Raw genomic sequence first — 18,941 nt, forward strand, 5'->3', positions numbered from 1 at the left:
GGCCCCGCACCTTGCGAAAAGGTGCGGGGCCGCCGTCGTTCCCTCGCCGGGGTCTACGAAGCCAGGGCGGTGGGATCTAGCTTGCGAGCCAGATGTCCGGACCAAATACCTCGTAGTGGATCTTGGTCGCCGGGATACCAGCGTTGATGGCCTCGTTGCGGATGCTCTTCATAAAGGGCAGCGGGCCGCACAGGTACAGCGAGGCGTTGGCCGGAAGGTCCACTTCGCGCAGCGACATAAAGCCGTTCTTGGCACCGGCTGCCGGGCTCTCGAGCCAGAGCTGGAGGTCGGCACCGTCGAGGCGTTCGACGTCGTCGGTCATCTGGCTGCGCAAAGCCCAGGACTCCAGGTCGCTTTCCGCGTGCAGGACCAGGACCTGGCGGTCCGAGCCGGCGTCCGCGAGGGAGCGCAGGATCGAGGCAGTCGGTGTGCAGCCGATGCCTGCGGAGGCCAGCACAACGGGGCCTTCGCCTTCCTTGAGGGTGATTTCACCATAGGGGTTGGAGATCTCGAGTATGTCGCCCACCCGGACGTTGTTGTGCAGGACGGGGGAGACTTCGCCGCCGTCGTCCTTTTTGGTGGTGAAGGTGCGGCTGGTGCCGGCGCTGCCGGACAGCGAGTACTGGCGGACCTGGCGCAGCCCGTCCGGCAGTTGGACCTTGACGCTCACGTACTGCCCGGCGAGGGCCTCAGTGACAGGGGTGTCGTCGGCCGGTTCCAGGGTGAAGGTCGTGGAGCCGGTCCCGGCAGCGGCCTTGGCGGCGACCCGCCACGGGCTCCACATCGTGCCGTTGGCCTGTGCGGCATAGAGGCCCTTTTCGAGCTTGATCAGCGCATCCGCCATGAGCCAGTAGACCTCGGTCCATGCATCGGCGATCTCCGGGGTGATCACCTCGGCAAGGTCCTCGGCGATGGCGGCAAAGAGGTGCTCGTAGACCACCTGGTACTGGGGTTCGGTGATGCCGAGGGAAGCGTGGCGGTGGGCGATGCGGGCGAGCACCGTCTCGGGCAGGGTGCCGGGGTTGTTCACCAGGTGGGTGGCGAACGCGGCGATGCTCCCGGCCAGCGCCTGCTGCTGGTTGCCGTTGCGCTGGTTGGAGCGGCTGAAGAGTCCGTCCAGCAGTTCCGGGTGTGCTGCGAAGAGTCGGGCGTAGAACTTGGGCGTGATTTCACCGATCCGGGAACCGACCAGGGGAAGGGTGGCCTCGATCACGGGGAAGGATTTGTCCGAGAGCATTGGGACTCCTGAGATAGTGGCCCGGGTCTGTAACCGGACCGATGAAAATACATGTATTTGAAATGCAAGTATTTATACTTCAGTTTTACAGCGTGTAGAAAACAACTTCAAATCGGGTGGATTCCCGGGCGCGGCGACTGGGTGCTGGGGTGGGGCGGGCGAAGCGGGGGTTCAGAGGCCCGGGCGCAGGCCAATCACCTGGAACACCGGCGCCATCTGCCGGGAGGTGGGCAGCGATGCGACCACCAGATCGTCAAGTTCGAGGTAGAAGGCCTCGCGGGCCCGTGCGAGGGCGCCGCGGAGGCGGCATTCGTTAATCAGCGGGCACACTCCGCCGGTAGAGACGCAGTCGGCAGGGTCAAGGCGTGTGTCCAGCTGGCGCAGGAGCGCCCCGACGGTGGCGGTCCGGCCGGCGCTGCTGAGCCGGGCACCGCCGTGCCGGCCGCGTTCGACGTCGATCATGCCCAGTTCGCGCAGCTTCGCCATCGCCTTACTGACATGGTTGTACGGCGTGGCGACGGCGTCGGCGACGCTCTGGGTGGTGAGGAGTCCGCCGTCGGGAGCCGCGGCGAGCACCATCATGGCCCGCAGGCTCACATCCGCGAAGGCGTTAATCTTCATAACACCAGTTTACCGGCGGTCTAGTCCACCCAAACGACGGGCTCGTTGGTGTCGGCGGAGAGCTCGCCGAATTCCAGCTCACGGGTCGCAGGGTTGGCGGCGTAGGGCAGGACCGCGGCAAACAGGGAGCCGTCACGATGCTCAGCGGCCACGTGGATGGCGTCCGAAGCTTCTTCCAGCAGGGTGATGTCACAAACGATTGCCGCGGCACGGAACTCGTCCCGGTGCTGCCTCAGCAGTTCCGTGAGGTCGCTGATCATCGAGTCCGCGTCAAAATCGGCGTCGGTACCCTCGTCTGCGTCGGCGGGGGTGACGGCGACGAGCCGGACCTCGCCGTCGTTCTCCACCACCAGGGCGAATGGCAGGAAGCCGCCGTTGCGCTCAAGCTGCTCCTGGGCGGCACCGACCCCGGTGCCGAGCAGGTTCTCCAGATCGGTGGCGCTGGCTTCCGGGACGGTGCCGCGCCAGGAATTAGGAGCGGAGGGGGCAGATGTCTCCGAGGGCAGTTCCGACACGCGCCTAGCCCCGGACCAGTGCCAGGACGCGGTCGCGGACCCGCTCCATTGTGGCCTTGTCCGTCGCCTCGACGTTCAAGCGGAGGAAAGGCTCGGTGTTGGAAGGGCGGAGATTGAACCAGTAGCTGCCGTCGGTGGCAATGAAGGTGCTGCCGTCGAGGTAGTCGATCTCGACGTCCTCGGAATGGAAGTCGTGGCGGACCCGTTCCACGGCGCCGGCCTTGTCTTCGATTTCCGAGTTAATCTCGCCGGAGGACCGGTATGGCTCGTACTCGCGGCCGAGCTCGGACAGCGGGCCGGCCTGCTCCCCGAGGGCCGCGAGGACATGCATCGCGGCGAGCATGCCGGTGTCCGCGTTCCAGAAGTCGCGGAAGTAGAAGTGCGCGGAGTGTTCGCCGCCGAAGACGGCCCCTTCTGCTGCCATCTCGGCCTTGATGAACGAGTGGCCGACGCGGGTGCGCACTGCCCGGCCGCCGTGGCGCGCCACCAGCTCGGGGACGGCGCGGGAGGTCAGCAGGTTATGGATGACAGTGGGGTTCTCCTCGCCGAGTCCCTGCGCGCGGGCAATTTCGCGGCGGGCCACCATGCCGGTGATCGCGGACGGCGAGACCGGTTCGCCGTTCTCATCGATGACAAAGCAACGGTCGGCGTCGCCGTCGAAGGCCAGCCCGATGTCTGCCCCGTGTTCGAGGACGGCAGCCTGCAGGTCACGCAGGTTCTCGGGCTCCAGCGGGTTGGCGGGGTGGTTCGGGAACGATCCGTCGAGCTCGAAGTACAGCGGAATGATTTCGAGGGGGAGCGCGGGCAGCAGGGTGTCCCCGAGCACCGCGGGCGTGGTGAGGCCGGCCATGCCGTTGCCGGCATCGACGACGACTTTCAGCGGGCGGTTGCCGGCAAGCTCCACCAGGCTGCGGAGGTACTCGGCGTAGTCCTTCAGGACGTCATGGACGCCGATCAGGCCGCGGGCGGCGGCGGCGGGGATCGAACCGGCGTTGAGGTATTCCTCGGCGCGGGCCTGGATTTCCTTGAGTCCGGATTCGGAGGAGATCGGCTCGGCGCCGGCCTTGGCCATTTTGATGCCGTTGTACGCGGCGGGGTTGTGGCTGGCGGTGAAGGTGGCGCCGGCTGCATTGAGCGCGCCGCAGGCGTAGTAGAGCTCATCGGTGGAGATCAGGTCGAGCAGCTGGACGTTGGCCCCGCGCCGGGCGGCACCGTTGGCGAAGGCCTTGCTGAATTCGGGGGAGGAGGGGCGCATATCGCCGCCGACCAGGACCATTTCGCCTTCCAGCTGCAGGACGTCAACGAACGCTGCGCCCACAGCCTCGACGATCTCCGCGGTGATTGACTCGCCGACAATGCCGCGCACGTCGTAGGCCTTGAAGGAGGCCGAAAGGTCAAAAGTCTTCGTCTTTTCCGTAGTCACGCGTCTTATCTTACGTTGCAGCCGTTCACCGCTGTGGAGGAGTGCCGGCGAAGTCGGTCCGCGGCGGATCTGCCGGCGGACGCTGTGATTGTCCACATAGCGGCCCCTGCGGCTTCGCGGCTCTCGGCGGCGGCTGGGATACTGAAGCAATGGCCACTAACCAGAACGCTGCACTGCTGTCCGCCGCTCCCGATGCTGCCGCCGGGCCCGGCGGAACCCGGGAACTGGCCCAGGCGGTGTTGCGCGAGCTGGTCGGCCACCCGGCTGCGGAGTTCCATGACGGCCAGTTTGAGGCGATTGAGGCCCTCGTCGACGGCGGCCGGCGGGCCCTTGTGGTGCAGCGCACCGGCTGGGGCAAATCGGCGGTGTATTTTGTTGCCTCACTGCTGCTCCGGCGCCGCGGCGCCGGGCCCACGCTGATTGTCTCCCCGCTGCTGGCCCTGATGCGTGACCAGGTGGCCGCCGCGGCCCGCGCCGGTGTGCGGGCGGTGGCCATTAACTCCGCCAACCAGCTGGATTGGGACAGCGTCCGTGAACAGCTCGCGGCGGATGAAGTCGATGTCCTGCTGGTCTCGCCGGAGCGGCTCACCAATCCCTCGTTCCGGGAGAACCAGCTGCCGGAACTAATCCGCCGCACCGGGCTCCTGGTCATCGATGAGGCCCACTGCATCTCTGACTGGGGCCACGATTTCCGTCCCGACTACCGGCGTATCGCGGACCTGATCACCCAGCTGCCGGACTCCGTCCCGGTGCTGGCCACCACCGCCACCGCCAACTCCCGGGTGGTTCATGACATCGAGGAGCAGCTGGGCGCCGGTGTGCTGACCATCCGCGGCGCCCTCGGCCGTGATTCCCTCCGGCTGGGCGTGCTGAGCCTGCGGGACTCCCGGGACCGGCTTGGCTGGCTGCTCACGCACCTGACAGACCTGCCCGGCAGTGGAATTATCTACACGCTGACGGTCTCCGCTGCCGAGGATACCGCCCGGCTTCTCGCCGAAGCCGGACACGAAGTGCTCGCCTACACCGGACGGACAGACCCTGTGGACCGGGAACGCGCGGAGCAGCTCCTGAAGGACAACCAGGTCAAGGCGCTCGTGGCCACCTCTGCCCTTGGCATGGGCTTTGACAAGCCCGATCTCGGGTTTGTGGTGCACCTCGGCGCGCCGTCCTCGCCGGTGGCCTACTACCAGCAGGTCGGCCGTGCGGGCCGTGGGGCCGCGAACGCCGACGTGCTGCTGCTCCCCGGTTCCGAGGACCGCGATATCTGGCAGTATTTCGCCACCGCATCCATGCCCTCGGAGGAGAAAGCCGGCGCCGTACTGACCGCTCTTGCCGAAGCCGGGGCTGCTGTGTCAACGGTGGCGCTGGAGGCGCGGGTGGACCTGCGCCGGACCCCTTTGGAGCTGCTGTTGAAGGTGCTGGCAGTTGACGGTGCGGTGGAGCGTGTGGGCGGCGGCTGGCGGGCCACCGGACGGCCGTGGACCTACGATGCCGAGCGTTACGGCCGGATCGCGGAAGCCCGGGTGGACGAACAGGACTCGATGGTGATCTACCAGGACACCGCCGGTTGCCGGATGGAATACATCACGTCGGTCCTCGACGACGAGACAGCCCGCCCCTGCGGCCGCTGCGATAACTGCGCCGGTCAGTGGTTCCCCGCAGACATTGCCGCCGCGGCCACCGAAGCAGCGGGCCAGACGCTGAGCCGCGCCGGTGTACCGCTGGAACCCCGGCTGCAATGGCCCAGCGGCATGGACCGGCTGGGCGTGCCGGTGAAGGGCAAAATAAAACCCGAAGAAAGCGTCGCAAGCGGCCGGGCGCTGGCCAGGCTTACGGACCTGGGCTGGGGCGGCGCCCTGCGCGAAGCGTTCGCCGCCGGAGCCCCCGACCGCACGGTGGACGCCGGCATGCTTCAGGCATGCGTTCAGGTGCTGCGTGAATGGGGTGCCGGTGACTCCCGCGCGCCCGGCTGGAGTGGTGCCGGCCGGCCCGCCGCGATCATCAGTATCCCGTCCCGCAGCAAGCCCGCGCTGGTCGACTCGCTGGCCCGCGGCATCTCGGAGATCGGCCGGCTCCCCTATCTGGGCCAGCTGCAACTGGGGCACGGCGGACCGACCGGCGGCCGTGGAGGCAACAGCGCCTACCGGCTTGCGGGGGTCTGGGACCGGCTTGTGGTGGGCCCTGAACTGGAGGCGGCCCTTGCCGGGATCCAGGGCCAGAGTGTGATGCTGATTGACGATCTGGTTGACAGCCGCTGGAGCCTGACCGTCGCAGGCAGGGCCCTTAGGCTCGCGGGTGCCGGGGCGGTACTTCCGCTGGTGCTTGGCCAGGCCGGCTGACTTCCGCCCCGGCATGGCGGGGCAGCGTCAGGCTGTCCAGTGCGCTCAGGAGCATCAGCGCAGCAATCGCAAAAAACGCTGCACGGTAGGCTGCCACCGGATCGCCGGCGGCGGCTGCCGCACCAGCCCCGCCCGGCAGGGGGCCGCCGGCTTCGAAGGTGCGGATCAGCAGTGCCCCAATCGCTATCCCGGCCGCCGCAGCGAGCTGCACGAGGGTCGCGGACACGGCGTTGGCGGATGTCATCTGGGCCGGAAGGACGTCTGCGTACTGCACCGAGGCGTAAGCCGAGAAACCGATGGACCGGAAGGCTCCGCTGGCCGCGAGCAGTGCGAAGATCAGCGGCTCCGGGGTGCCGGCGTCGAGGAGGGCGCACAGCGTAAAGGTGGCCGCCGAGGCCAGGGATGCGAACACCAGCACCGCTTTAAAACCGAAGTGCCGGATCAGCGGGGTCGTGGCCGGTTTGATCCCGATATTGCCCACGAATACCGCAGCGACGAGCACCCCGGCGTGCAGCGGATCCCAACCGAAGCCGTTTTGGAACATCAGCGGCAAGAGGAAGGGCACGGCACTGATCGTCAGGCGGTAGATAAACCCGCCGGTCGCCGTGGCGCGGAATGTACGGGCGGAAAAGACGACCAGATCGAACAAGGGGTACCGGGCCCGCCGCAGCCACCAGACGGCAGCACCGAGCAACAGTGCCCCAGCGGTGATGCTGAGGGCCGCCGGGGCGCCGGCACCGCGGCCGCCGGCCAGCTCCAGACCCACCACGACGGTCCCCACGCCCAGGGTCGTAAGCGCCAGTCCCACCCAGTCCAGGCGTCGGCTACGGTCGCCCGGGACGGCCGGAACCAGCCGCAGCGCCGTGAGGAGTGCCGCGAGGCCCAGCGGGAGGTTGACCAGAAATATCCAGTGCCATGACAGGAACGTTGTGAGTGCGCCTCCGACGAGCGGGGCCAGGACAGGTGCCAGCAGTCCCGGCCACACCAGGTAGGCAGTGGCGCGAAGCAGATCCTTCTTTGCTGAGCCGCGGAGCACCAGGAGGGTGCCCACCGGGACCATCATCGCGCCGCCCGCGCCCTGCAACACCCGGCTCAGGGTCAGCATCGTCAGGTCCTGGCTCAGTGCGCACAGGAGGGAGGCCGCCGTGAACGTCGCGATGGCCAGGCAGAAAACACGGCGCGCGCCGACGCGTTCGGCCAGCCAGGCACTGAGCGGAATCCCCATCGCCACGGTCATCAGATAGGCGGTCATTGTGATGTTGACGTCAGCGGACGGCACCGAGAAGTCCGCCGCGATACTGGGGATCGCCGTGGTCAGGACGGTGCCGTCCAGGAACTCCATAAAAAACGTCGCGGCGACGAGCAAGGCCAGCCGGGGGCTCCAGCCGTCCGACGGCGTGCTGCCGGGACCGCGGGGGGTCGTGGCGTCAGCGGGCGGGTCCCCACTCATTCGGGGACTGCTTCGGCGCCACCCTCAGCCTCATCGGACACGGGCGGAGTACGCCGGCCGGATTCGAGCTTTTCGGCCTCCAGTACAGCCATCGCCGCGTTGTGCCCGCCGATGGCGCTGACGGCTCCGCCGCGCCGGGCGCCGGAGCCGCAGAGCAGGATCCGCGCGTCGTCCGTCGCGACACCCCAGCGCCTCGCCGGGGTGTCCAACGGGGCGTTATCCTCCACGAAGGGCCAGTCGAGGCCGCCGTGGAAGATGTTGCCCCGCGGCATACCGAGCGCGCGTCCAATGTCCAGGGTGGTTTTGGTTTCGATGCAGGGCTGACCGTCCGGGCCGCTCAGCAGCAGGTCCTCGATGGGCTCGGCCAGGACAGAGTTCAGGGATTTCAGCACCGCTGCCTGAAGTTCGGCCCGACGCCGGTCATTGTTGCCTGCCGAAACCAGCCGGTCCGGGACGTGGAGACCGAATACCGTGAGAGTCTGCGCGCCGGATGCTTGCAATTCCGGGGAAAGGATACTGGGGTCGGTAAGCGAATGGCAGTAGATCTCGCACGGCAGCGGATCCGGGATGGTTCCCGCGGCGGCGGCGCGGTAGGCGGCGTCGAGCTGCGGGAAGGTCTCGTTGACGTGGAAGGTTCCGCCGAACGCCGCTGCCGGGCTGACCTGCGGATCCAACAGCCGGGGGAGGCGCTTCAGGAGCAGGTTCACCTTGACCTGTGCGCCCTCCCGGAGGTGGTTCGGGTTCGAGGGGGTATTCGGTGCCGCCCAGCCGGTCCTGAGCCGGTCCAGGACCGCCGGGGCCACATTGGCGAGGATCCAGGACCCGGCGGCCGTATGCTCCGCCCCGTGCTGGCGGTAGTTAACCACACCTCCCGGGCGGACGGCGGTAACCTCCGCTGAGGTCACAATGGTCGACCCGGCGTCGCGGGCGGCGCGTTCGAGCTCTCCGGAGACGGCGCCCATTCCGCCGACGGGCACATCCCAGTCACCCGTCCCGCCGCCGACCAGGTGGTACAGGAAACAGATGTTTTGCTGCAGGTCCTCGTCGAAGGCCCGGGCAAAGGTGCCGATCAAGGCGTCCGTCAGCACCACACCACGGACCAGTTCGTGCTGCAGAGAGCGGGTGATGGCTTCCCCGATTGGCCGTTCAACGATGGCATCCCACGCTTCCAGGGCACCGGCGCGGACTGCGAGCTCCCTTGCCTCCGAGCGCGTCGGCAGTGGCGCCGTCATCGTGGGCCAAAGGGCACCGGTGAGCCGTCGGCAATCGTCGTAGAAGCCGGTAAATGCGCGGAATTCGCTCTCCGGCGCCCCGACAGTGGTGAACGATGCAGCGCTGGCCGCCGCATCTGCGTTGTCGATCAGCAGCGCGCGGCGCCCGTCGTGGGGGTCGGGGGTGTAGGACGAATACCGCCGCCGGGCCAGCCGGATGTGCAGCCCAAGGTCGTCGATGACTTGCTGAGGGAGCAGGCTCACCAGGTACGAGTACCGCGAGAGGTTGGCGTCGACGCCCTCGAACGCCCGGGCGGATACCGCGGCGCCGCCGGGCTGCTCAAGCTTCTCCAGCAACAGGACCGCCTTGCCGGCCTTGGCGAGGTACGCAGCCGCGGCCAGGCCATTGTGGCCGCCGCCGACAATGATCGCGTCAAACGCGCTGGCGTCCGGCGCGGTGTTGTCCGTGCTGCTGTTCGACCTGGGGGTGCTCGACATGGGCCCATCCTGCCATCCGGGCGACTACGGGGCCTCAGGTGTCCGGCAGCCGGACGTGCCGCGCCGGGCACCGGTCCTGTAACCCTGCAACCGGGGGTTGGCGGGTTCGGATACGCAAAAGGCCCCGGTCCAAGGACCGGGGCCAAACGCGGAGACGGGGGGATTTGAACCCCCGGTGGAGTTGTGCCCCACACTTCATTAGCAGTGAAGCCCATTCGGCCGCTCTGGCACGTCTCCAAATGCTATTAACTAGCCAACCAAGGATACGCAGAAGGGGCCACGCAGTGCAAAACGGCCACAACTGTCGCAGCGGCTCAACGGCTCAGGCCCCGCGGCCGGCCAGTGACCGCCAGAGGAAGTGCTGGCTGCGGCTCTGCAGCGCCGCGGCCTGGCGGTTGTCCGAGGCGCCCGCATGGCCGCCCTCCAGCGCCTCGTGGAACCAGATGTTGGGGATGCCCATCGCCTGCATGCGGGCTGCCATCTTCCGTGCCTGCACCGGGCCTACCCGGTCATCCGAGGTGGCCGTCCAGATGAACGTCTCAGGGTAGTCCACCCCGTCCTTGAGGAGGTGGTACGGGGAAAACGTCTTGATAAATTCCCACTGCTCCGGAACGTCCGGATCACCGTATTCAGCAATCCAAGAGTAGCCGGCGGACAGTTTTGTATAGCGGCGCATATCCAGCAGCGGGACACCGCAGGAGGCGGCCCCGAAGAGCTCCGGATACCGCGTGAGCATGTTTCCCACCAGCAGTCCGCCGTTGGATCCGCCCACGCAGCCGAGCCGCTCGCGGGAGGTCACACCGCGGGAGATCAGGTCCGCCGCCACGGCCGCGAAGTCCTCGTAGGCGCGGTGCCGCTTCTCCTGCAGGGCAGCGCGGTGCCAGGCGGGACCGTATTCGCCGCCGCCGCGGATGTTGGCCACAACGTAGACGCCGCCGCGGGTGTGCGGGGCGTCCCCCTCGTGCCCGGCCGATTCCTCGGTGCGGCGTTCCAGCCAGGCACGGCCGACCGTGCCGCTGTAGGCCGGAGTCCGTGAGATTTCGAAGCCGCCGTAGCCTGAGAGCTGCGTGGGGTTCTGGCCGTCCAGCACCAGATCCTTGGATGCCACCTGGAAATAGGGCACCCGGGTGCCGTCCTGGGAGACCGCAAAGTGCTGCTGGACCTCGTACGCCCCTTCGTTGAAGAACGACGGCGAGGACCGCAGAGCCTCGTGCGTGCTGAGCACGCCGGCGCCGTCGGGTCCGCGCTTGAGGCTTCCGCGGGTGAGGGTGCTCGGCGTCGTGAAGCCGGTAGCCACCAGCCAAAAGTCGTTCCCGGCGCCGGAAGCGTCCGAGCCGCCGTCCTCATCTTCGTCGTCGACGGCGTAAGCGTTGACGTCATGCAACGGCGGACACGCGTCCAGCACGGTGGATGCCCAGGCGGAGTCCTCCCCGGGCCGCTGCGGATCGAGGACCCGGATTTCCGAAGACACGTCGCGGAGCAGGTTCAGCAGCAGGAAGTCCCGCGTCCAGCTCCACGACTGCAGCGAGGTGTGCTCATCAGGGGTGAACAGCACGGACAGTTCCCGGCTGCCGGCCAGGAACGCATCGAACCCCACTGCGAGGAGGGACCCGGCCGGATACCTGGCTGCGCCGATGGTCCAGTCTGTTTGCGGACGGAACAGCAGCCATTCGCGGTGGGTGCTGAGGTTTACGTCCGCCGGGACATCGAACTGCACCCACTGCCCGTCGCGCAGCACCGAGGTGGTCTTCTCGAAGAAGCTGATCCAGTCCACGGCAAAAGTCCGCTCGAAACCAGGGGTCGAGTCGTGCGCCACGAGGGCCATCATGTGGTCCTCGGGGATGTCAAAAACCCGCTCGGCGGTGACCAGGGATTCGCCGCGGCGCAGTTTGACGCCGGTCCGGGCGTAGGAGGATGTGGTCTTTGGCATTCCCTCGGCAGTGGAGGCGACCAACAGGGTGTCCGCGTCCAGCCAGGAAGCGTTGCCCTTTGCCGTCGGCAGATCAAAGCCGCCGGCCGCCGGGTCCACGAAGCTGCGGGACCCGACGTCGAACTCCCGGTAGCGGTTGGCGTCGCCGCCGTCGGGGGACAGCGCGAGCAGCGCCCGCCGGTGCGGTTCGCCCTCGGCCGGGCGCAGGAAGGCGGCTCCATGGAACACCCACTCCTCACCTTCGGCGGCGGCCAGTGCGTCCACATCCAGCAGGACGTCCCACTCCGGTGATCCGCCGCGATAGCTTTCCCAGCGGGTTCGGCGCCACACGCCCTTGGGGTTCTCCCGGTCCTTCCAGAAGTTGTAGTACCACTCGCCGTGCCTGCCCACCATGGCGATCCGGTCGGTGGAGTCGAGTACCTCCAGGATGCTGTTTTCCAGCTCGGCGTAGTCCGTGTCTTCCAGCAACTCCTCGGTGCGGGCGTTCTGCTCCCGGACCCAGGCGAGCTGTTCCTCGCCGTAGATTTCCTCAAGCCAAATGTTCTCGTCGACCGGTTCGGGGGCGGTGCCCGCCGCGGCGGGGTCGGTGGGCAGGGCGGACTCGGGCGGGTGAGCAGCTTCAGCGGTGGTCATTTTCCCATCCAAGCAACATCGGAGCTCCGGTAGCAAGTCACACCGTTTCCGCGGTGTCCGGCCCGGCGGTGTCCGGCCCGGACGTACCGGGACGGTCCGGCCGGCCAGCCGGTTACGGATACGCTGGATGCCGTGGGCATATCGCAGAGCATCCGGACGGCAGTGATTGGCGCCGGTCCCCGCGGCACCAGCGTGCTGGAGCGGTTGCTGGCCAACTGGGGTGCCGCCGCACCGGGTTCCACCCTGCACATTGACGTCATTGACCCCTATCCCGCGGGGCCGGGTCACGTTTGGCAGACCGGCCAGTCCAGGCTCTACCTGATGAACACCCAGTCGTTTTACCCTTCAGTCATCCCCGAGGACACGGACCTCGCACGGCCGCTTGCCGGTCACACTTTTGACCGGTGGCGCGAACTGCAACGCAGGCAGCCCCACCCGGACCTCACCGCCGAAGAGCGCGCCGAGCTGTCAGCGCTGGGCCCGGCGGACTTTCCCAGCCGGGCACTGTACGGGCGCTACCTGCGCTCGACGGTGCAAGAGCTGCTGACCCGGTTACCATCCGGGGCCACAGTAGATTTCCACCGCACGAGGGCAACATCCGTCCGGCACGCCGCCGCCAGCGCCGCCGGCGACGAAAACCGTGTCAGCTTCGACGTCGCGCTGGCCAGCGGCGGGGTCCTCACCGTTGATTCCGTGGTGCTGGCTCTCGGCCACCTCGAATCGCGGCTTAACCCGGAACAGCGCGAACTCCAGGCCGCGGCCGCGGAGCTCGGGCTGCTCTACCTGCCGCCGGCTGCCCCGGCCGACGTCGACTGGTCCCGTGTGCCGGCCGCCAAACCGGTCCTGGTACGCGGTATGGGCCTGAACTTCTTCGACGTTATGGGTCAGCTGACCGAAGGCCGTGGCGGACAGTTCCTGCCCGGCGGCGACGGCAGGATGACATACCTGCCCTCCGGCCGCGAACCGCTGATCATCGCCGGGTCCCGGCGCGGCACCCCGTACCGGGCTAAGGCAACCCTCGCCGGGTACTACCCCGGCGCCGTCACGCTGAGGTACTGCACCGAAGGCGCCCTGGCGAAATTCGCGGCAGCGGGAATCCGGCCTGCCTTTGACCACGACTTCTGGCCGCTCCTGCACCGCGACGCGCTCTGGGCTTACTACTCCACGCTGGCGCGCTCGCAGCCGGGTGCCATCCTGACGGACCCTGACGACTTCCTGGCGGTCCTTGCGGAAGCTCTGCGCCCGCACGCGCACTCTGCCGCCAAATGGGAGGACCAGGTGGACTCCGTGCTGGAGGTGCACGTCCGCCCGGCCCACCGGCTGGATCTCCTGGGGCTGGCGGCACCGCTGGCCGGGAGGTCGTTCGCCGCCAGGGCCGAACTCGATAATGCCGTCGTCGACTACCTGCTCGACGACGCCCGGCGGTCCGCCCTGGCGGAGGATGATCCGGTGAAGATGACCATCGGGGCCCTGCACCACGGCCGCGCGGTACTGAAGACCGCCGTCGCGGACGGCGGTATCACCGATGAGTCCTGGGTCGCGGGACTCCGCGGCTGGTTCGAATCGTTTGTGGAAGGGCTGGCGAGCGGACCTCCCGCGCAGCGGGCCGAACAGCTCGCGGCCCTGGCCCGGGCCGGCGTCGTCCGGTTCGTCGGACCGGACCCCAAGTTCGGGGTGGACCGCCGGGCGGGGTCCTTCACGGCCGTCTCGCCCTGGGTGGGACCGGGCACCGGCGACGGCGGCGGGGACGTGGTGACAGCCGCCGCCATGATCGAGGCACTGGCGCCGGCCAACAAGGTCGCGGTGAACGTCTCAGCCCTGCTGGAACAACTGATGGCCGAAGGGTTGGTCCGGCCGCGGCTTATGATGACCGTTGAAGGAACGCCGGTGCCGACCTCAGGGCTGGACGTGGTGCCGCATCCGTACCGGCCGCTGGGTGCCAACGGCTCGGTGACCGACGGCCTGTACGTGCTGGGACTGCAACTGTCCGCCGTGCAGTGGGGAACCGCGATCGCGGCCGAAGCGCAGCAGAAAACCGGGCCCGTTTACCGCAGCGGCCAGCGCACGCTGCGGGACGCCGACGAGATCGCCCGGGCCATCCTGGGGTCCTGACCCGCGCAGTCCGAATGAGCATGCCCTCCGTCCGGTGGGCCAAAAAATGAGCATGCCCTCCGTCCGTGCTGAGCGCTGGACATATTGGCTATATGTCCAGCGCTGCAGCCCGGGGGAGGGCATGCTCAGGGGCTCGGAGCCGGGAGGCTAGCCGCGGAGGCAGTTCCGGTACTTGATCCACGCGATCGAGTACTTGATCCAGCCCTTGAAGTCATACCACTTCGTCGGCGGAACCGGTGCGGTGCAGGCCGGCGGAACCGGTACGTTGGCTGCGACCACAACGCTTGCCTTCACCACTGTGCCGGATTCGACGGCGGTGAGCGTCAGGGTACCGGTGCCCGTTGCAGCGCCGGCGGGTACCTTCAGATCAACTGTGGCGGTTCCGGCGGAAACCGGTGTTGTGCCCAGCGCGGTGAGGGTGCCTCTGGCATCGGTGAACTCGGCGCGCAGCGAGGTGTTCACCGGGCTGCCCAGCGAGGTGAGATCCAGCTTGGAGACGGCCAGGGTGATGGCCTCCCCGCCCTTGACCTGCGCGGCGGTGGTGTTCACCACGGCAACGGAGCGGCGTGCGAAGTCCGGTGCGACCGGGCTGTGCACCTGCAGGTACTTGATCCACGCGTCGCGGTCCACGAGTCCGGAGTCCTTGGTGTTGGTGCCGGACTTGAAGATGCGGAAGTTGTCTCCTCCTGTTGCCAGGAAGTTGAACGTTCCGATCCGGTAGGACTTCGCGGGGTCGATCAGTACGCCGTTGACCCGGATCGAGGTGATCCGGTCACCGGCGGCGCGGGCGGCGTTGTAGGTGTAGTTGACGTTCTTGGACAATCCGAGCTGCTGGTAGGCGCGGCTGGGTACCGTGCCGTCCGGGTTGGTCTGCCACTGCTGCTCCAGGAGCGTCTTGAACTGCTCACCGGTCAGCGAGGTGGTCCAGAGGTTGTTCACGAACGGCAGGACCGCGTTGGCCTCGGCGTAGGTGACGGTCCCGTCCGGGGCGTAGTAGAGCTCGTTGCGCAGCCCGCCGGGGTTGACGACGCCGATCTCGGCAGCACCGAGGTCAGCCGGCTTGAGCGAGTCAACCAGCGCATCCGCGACCAGGTTGCCCAGGGTGGACTCACTGCCGCGGTCATCGCGTGAGGCCGGAGTCGTGGTGGTGGCAGGCGTGAACGCCGTGGTGATGTCCGCGGTCACCGAGCCGACCGGCTGGTTGCCAACCACTGCAGCGTCGGCGAGTGCCTTGTCAACGATCGTCTTGACGGTGGCGACCCGCGGGTACGCGGCCACGAGATCGGCTGCCGGCTGGTCAGCGGAGGTGGTGCGCTTGACGTTGCCGGCCTTGTAGCCGGTCACCGACATGGTCTTCGTGTCGATGGTCAGCTGGATCTGGCCGATGTACTCGCCGTAGTTGCCGGTCTGGACGATCGGGCGGGTTTTGCCCTCAGCGCCGGGGACCGGGGCATCCCAGGAGTACTGCTTGTGGGTGTGGCCGTTGAAGATCGCGGCAACGTCCGGCGTGACCTCGGTGACCATCCTGGCGAACGGTCCGCCGGCGGCGACCTCCTGCGCCAGGGTGGCGCCTTCGGGCGCCCCGGAACCGGCGCCGTCGTGGTTTTCCACCACGATCACGTCGGCAAGTTTGTCCGCCTTGATCTTCGCGGCGACGCGGTTGATCGCATCGACCGGGTCGCCGAAGTCAAGATCGGCGATGCCCGCAGGGGTAACCAAGGAGGGCACTTCCTGCGTAACGGTTCCGATCACAGCGACCTTGACGCCGTTCAGGTTGAGCACCGTGTACTCCGGCAGAACCGGCTCGGTGGTGCCCTTTTTGTAAACGTTGGCACCGAGATACGGGAACTTGGCGTTGGCCCCGCCCGCAATGACGCGGTCGCGCAGATCGGCCCAGCCGCCGTCAAACTCGTGGTTGCCGACGGCGGAGGTCCGCAGTTCAAGGGCGTTCAACACATCGATCGTCGGCTGGTCCTTGGCAACGGCCGAGGCGAACAGCGAGGCGCCGATGTTGTCCCCCGCGGAGAGGAACGCCGTGGCGCCGGGGGCAGCCGCGGCCCGCAGCTTCTCGATGGTTCCGGCAAAGAACAGGGTGTTGGAATCGATACGGCCGTGGAAGTCGTTGATGTTAAGCAGGTTCAGCTCAACGCTGGCAGGGGTGACGGGCAGGTTCAGGCCCACCACCACCGGATCGTGGTCGCTCGCCCGGAACTGGTCCGCAGCGTAGTAGTCAGTCACGTTGTTGTTGTAGCGGCTGTATTCCAGGGCCACAGACTCCACGGAGTTGATGTTCCAGATGTCGGCGCCGGTGACAACGGCGTTGGCTCCCGGTGAGGCGAGGATGTGGTCCAGCGAGCCCACCAGGCCACCGAAGAGGTAGGAGTGCTTGGCGGAACCGTCGGCGTTTTTGGCCTTCTCGTCCTGGTTGATGTAGCCCGCGGCCGTGAGGACGTTGATCGGGTCTTCCTTGGCGTAGGAGTTGAAGTCACCGATCAGGAAGACTTTGTCCGTCCCCTTGGACTTCTGCAGTTCGTCGGAGAACGCCAGCAGCGACCGGGCCTGCGCGGTGCGGGCGAGGTTTGAGTTGCCCTGGCCCTTGTCCGTGTCGTCCGGGGTGGCGGCTGAGCCCTTGGATTTGAAGTGGTTTGCGATCGCGATGAACTTCTTGTCATCGGACGCGCCCACCGGCTTGAAGACCTGTGCCAGCGGCTTGCGGGCACTTGCGAAGGCAACGGTGTCGTTGAGGATGATGGACTCGCCCACCGGCTCGGCTGTGGCCTTCTTGAAGATAAAGGCGGTGCGGATCATGTCCTCATCGGCCAGCGGGGGTGCGTTGGCGGGAGTCCGGACGTAGTCCCAGATCCCCGGCGTGGCGATGTTCAGTGCGTCAACCAGCTTGGCGAGGGCATCGTCACGGTTCTTGCCGAACTGTGCGGAGTTCTCGACCTCCATAAGCGATACAACGTCGGCGCCGGACTTGGAGATGGCGGCGACGATCTTGTCCTGCTGGCGCTGGAGGTTTTCGGCGTTCGCCGCGCCGCGGGCATCGCAGCCGCCGCGGACGGTGATCGGGTTCCCGGCACGGTCGGTGTAGTAGGTGCACCCGGTGAGCTGATCGCCAGTGGTGGGGAAGTAGTTGAGCACGTTGAACGAGGCAATCTTGAGGTTGCCGCCGACGGCCGCCGGAGCGTCCGCGCGGGTGCTGCCGCCAAAACTTACCGGCTGGACCGCGTCCGCGGTGGCGGGGGTCAGCTGCGTCAGCGGCTGGAACTTCCAGGCGTTGTTGGCGAAGCTGAGCACCACGTTGGTTTTGAAGCTCACCGGGGTGCCGACACGGACGTGCTCGGTAGCGGTCAGGTACGGCAGCTCCAGGGCCTTGGTGGTGGCGTCCTTGAGGAAGTTGGTGGTGGCGCCGTCGTCGAGCCGGATGCCGTTGGCGGTGTTGGCGGCGACGGTAGCGGTGTACTCTGCCGATCCGTAGGGGGCGACCGCGGTGGGCTGCTCCAGCGGAGCAGACCCGCCGGCCAGGCCGATTTCACCGTACTGGTTCAGCGAGAAGTTGTCGGTGACAGTGACCGGTCCCTGCGGGGCCAGCAGCATTCCTTCCAGCGACTCGCGGAAGGTTTCCTCGGCCGGGAGCGAAAAGCCGGTGGCTTTGACCTCCGGGGCCGCTTCCGTGAGCTTCTTGAGGTCAGCTTCTGCGGCAACGGTCATTTGGGTCATGCCGAAGAATTCGCTGACGGCGCCCGTCACCTCGACGTAGTCGCCGATCTGGACGGCGCCGGCCGTGGCGGACGAGAAGACGAAGATGGCGTCCGACGCCGAGTGGCTGGCCGGGGTCAGGTCGCCGCCGGTGCCTGGGGTCTGGATGTAGTAGCCGGCGAACCCTCCGGTCGGGAAGGCTGCGGTGACTTTGCCGCGGGTGGTGACGGAGCTTCCGACGAGCGGGCTCGCAGTACCGTTGCCCTGGATCTCGGCAATCGTCTTGACGGCCGGGGGCGTGACGGGGCCGGGATCGACAGGCGGATCCACGGGAGCGGCCACACCGTTGGCAGCCTTGGGAGTGATGGTCGCGTTCAGGGTGAAGTCAGCAGCGTTGTTGTTGCTGTCCGCGCCGTTGCCGCGGTTCAGGCTCTTGACGTCGGTGTTGCCCGACGGCGCCGTCGCCGCCTGGGTTTCGAAGGTGTTGGAGGTCCCGTAGCCGAGCAGATCGGCGACATTGGCAGGTTCAACGACTGAGCCGGTGGCAAGGGGGTCCAGAGCGGTTGCCTGTTTGGCCAGGACGATGGTGCCGGTTGTGCCGCTCGGGTTGAAACCAGCGGCTGACACGTCGGCGGCCGGCAGTTCAGGGGCCGTAGACGCGCTGGAGTTCGTCCCGCCCTTGACCAGGAAGTAGCCCTTGGCCGGGATGCTTCCGGTGAGCGAGGCGGTTGCACTGGGTGCCGCGGTGCCGGTTCCCGGGCGGTACTGGACGGACCAGCCGTCCAGCGAGACTGCCGCATCGGAGGTGTTGTACAGCTCAACGAACTTGTTCTTGTAGGCGCTGCCGGAGCTGCCGCCGCTGAGGTACGCCTCGTTGATGATCACTGGCGAGCTGCCAGCCGCTGCCGGGGAGACTTCCACGGCAAACGCCGGCACAGCGGCCAGCGGGGCTGCGATGAGCCCTGCCGACAGCGCCGTGCAGAGCGCGGTTTTCCAAGGTAAGTGTTTCATCCGCTCTAACTCTCATGAGGTGCCCGGGTAAGGGCTGGGTGGAGGTGTCCGCGTAACGCCGCAGACCGCCGGTAGGTGCTCCTGGTCAAGCAGTTCCCGGCACATCAAAACAGAGGTGGGTGAACACGACATGTCTTGCATGTGCATTCGGCGAAACGTCCCCCAGCGGAACGCGTCACAGTCGGCACCGGGCCAGCAACGATGCGCCCCGGCGACGGAGTGGGTTGCCCCGAGCTGTGTCGGGTGAACCATGCCGGCC

At 67.4% G+C, this 18,941-nt stretch carries 10 protein-coding genes and 1 tRNA gene; 2 read left to right on the forward strand and 9 right to left on the reverse strand.

Annotation, left to right across the window (positions count from 1 at the left end):
- Positions 1-76 precede the first annotated feature (76 nt).
- The 4 genes from QK287_RS14490 to QK287_RS14505 all read right to left on the reverse strand — a co-directional run bounded on the left by QK287_RS14490 (position 77) and on the right by QK287_RS14505 (position 3,796).
- On the reverse strand, positions 77-1,237 hold the full coding sequence (locus QK287_RS14490; RefSeq protein WP_226773670.1) for a globin domain-containing protein: 1,161 nt from the start codon (positions 1,235-1,237) through the stop codon (positions 77-79).
- Between the two features lie 171 nt (positions 1,238-1,408).
- Complete coding sequence (locus QK287_RS14495; protein WP_226773715.1) at positions 1,409-1,858, reverse strand: Rrf2 family transcriptional regulator; 450 nt, start codon at positions 1,856-1,858, stop codon at positions 1,409-1,411.
- 20 nt (positions 1,859-1,878) lie between these two features.
- On the reverse strand, positions 1,879-2,373 hold the full coding sequence (locus QK287_RS14500; protein ID WP_226773716.1) for a hypothetical protein: 495 nt from the start codon (positions 2,371-2,373) through the stop codon (positions 1,879-1,881).
- 4 nt (positions 2,374-2,377) lie between these two features.
- Positions 2,378-3,796, reverse strand: a complete 1,419-nt coding sequence (locus tag QK287_RS14505) for a phosphomannomutase/phosphoglucomutase (RefSeq protein ID WP_226773717.1) — start codon at positions 3,794-3,796, stop codon at positions 2,378-2,380.
- A 149-nt stretch (positions 3,797-3,945) separates the two neighbouring features.
- On the opposite strand from QK287_RS14505, the gene QK287_RS14510 reads away from it, so the two are divergent.
- Positions 3,946-6,135: a RecQ family ATP-dependent DNA helicase gene (locus QK287_RS14510; protein ID WP_282360544.1), complete on the forward strand. Its 2,190-nt coding sequence runs from the start codon at positions 3,946-3,948 to the stop codon at positions 6,133-6,135.
- On the opposite strand, the gene QK287_RS14515 is transcribed toward QK287_RS14510, so the two are convergent.
- The 4 genes from QK287_RS14515 to QK287_RS14530 form a co-directional block, all read right to left on the reverse strand.
- The gene (locus QK287_RS14515; protein WP_282360545.1) at positions 6,080-7,585 is read right to left on the reverse strand and encodes an MFS transporter; all 1,506 of its coding nucleotides are present in this window, start codon (positions 7,583-7,585) and stop codon (positions 6,080-6,082) included. The genes QK287_RS14510 and QK287_RS14515 overlap by 56 nt on opposite strands.
- On the reverse strand, positions 7,582-9,294 hold the full coding sequence (locus QK287_RS14520; RefSeq protein ID WP_282360547.1) for an NAD(P)/FAD-dependent oxidoreductase: 1,713 nt from the start codon (positions 9,292-9,294) through the stop codon (positions 7,582-7,584). The genes QK287_RS14515 and QK287_RS14520 overlap by 4 nt, the downstream gene beginning before the upstream one ends.
- A gap of 149 nt (positions 9,295-9,443) precedes the next feature.
- A tRNA-Ser gene (locus QK287_RS14525) sits at positions 9,444-9,531 on the reverse strand.
- 85 nt (positions 9,532-9,616) lie between these two features.
- Positions 9,617-11,857: a prolyl oligopeptidase family serine peptidase gene (locus QK287_RS14530; protein ID WP_282360548.1), complete on the reverse strand. Its 2,241-nt coding sequence runs from the start codon at positions 11,855-11,857 to the stop codon at positions 9,617-9,619.
- A 132-nt stretch (positions 11,858-11,989) separates the two neighbouring features.
- Here QK287_RS14530 and QK287_RS14535 point away from each other — a divergent pair, with 132 nt between their 5' ends.
- Positions 11,990-13,969, forward strand: coding sequence for an FAD/NAD(P)-binding protein (locus tag QK287_RS14535; protein ID WP_282360549.1), 1,980 nt, complete (start codon positions 11,990-11,992; stop codon positions 13,967-13,969).
- Between the two features lie 147 nt (positions 13,970-14,116).
- On the opposite strand, the gene QK287_RS14540 is transcribed toward QK287_RS14535, so the two are convergent.
- On the reverse strand, positions 14,117-18,682 hold the full coding sequence (locus QK287_RS14540) for an ExeM/NucH family extracellular endonuclease (protein WP_282360550.1): 4,566 nt from the start codon (positions 18,680-18,682) through the stop codon (positions 14,117-14,119).
- Between the last annotated feature and the right edge of the window lie 259 nt (positions 18,683-18,941).

Source organism: Arthrobacter sp. AL05, assembly GCF_029960715.1.
GTDB lineage: Bacteria > Actinomycetota > Actinomycetes > Actinomycetales > Micrococcaceae > Arthrobacter.

Excerpts from the sequence above, each read along its gene's own strand:
- QK287_RS14530 (WP_282360548.1), bottom strand. The coding sequence starts at position 11,857 with ATGACCACCGCTGAAGCTGCTCACCCGCCCGAGTCCGCCCTGCCCACC.
- QK287_RS14520 (WP_282360547.1), bottom strand. The coding sequence starts at position 9,294 with ATGTCGAGCACCCCCAGGTCGAACAGCAGCACGGACAACACCGCGCCG.
- QK287_RS14515 (WP_282360545.1), bottom strand. The coding sequence starts at position 7,585 with ATGAGTGGGGACCCGCCCGCTGACGCCACGACCCCCCGCGGTCCCGGC.
- QK287_RS14490 (WP_226773670.1), bottom strand. The coding sequence starts at position 1,237 with ATGCTCTCGGACAAATCCTTCCCCGTGATCGAGGCCACCCTTCCCCTG.
- QK287_RS14495 (WP_226773715.1), bottom strand. The coding sequence starts at position 1,858 with ATGAAGATTAACGCCTTCGCGGATGTGAGCCTGCGGGCCATGATGGTG.
- QK287_RS14510 (WP_282360544.1), top strand. The coding sequence starts at position 3,946 with ATGGCCACTAACCAGAACGCTGCACTGCTGTCCGCCGCTCCCGATGCT.
- QK287_RS14540 (WP_282360550.1), bottom strand. The coding sequence starts at position 18,682 with ATGAAACACTTACCTTGGAAAACCGCGCTCTGCACGGCGCTGTCGGCA.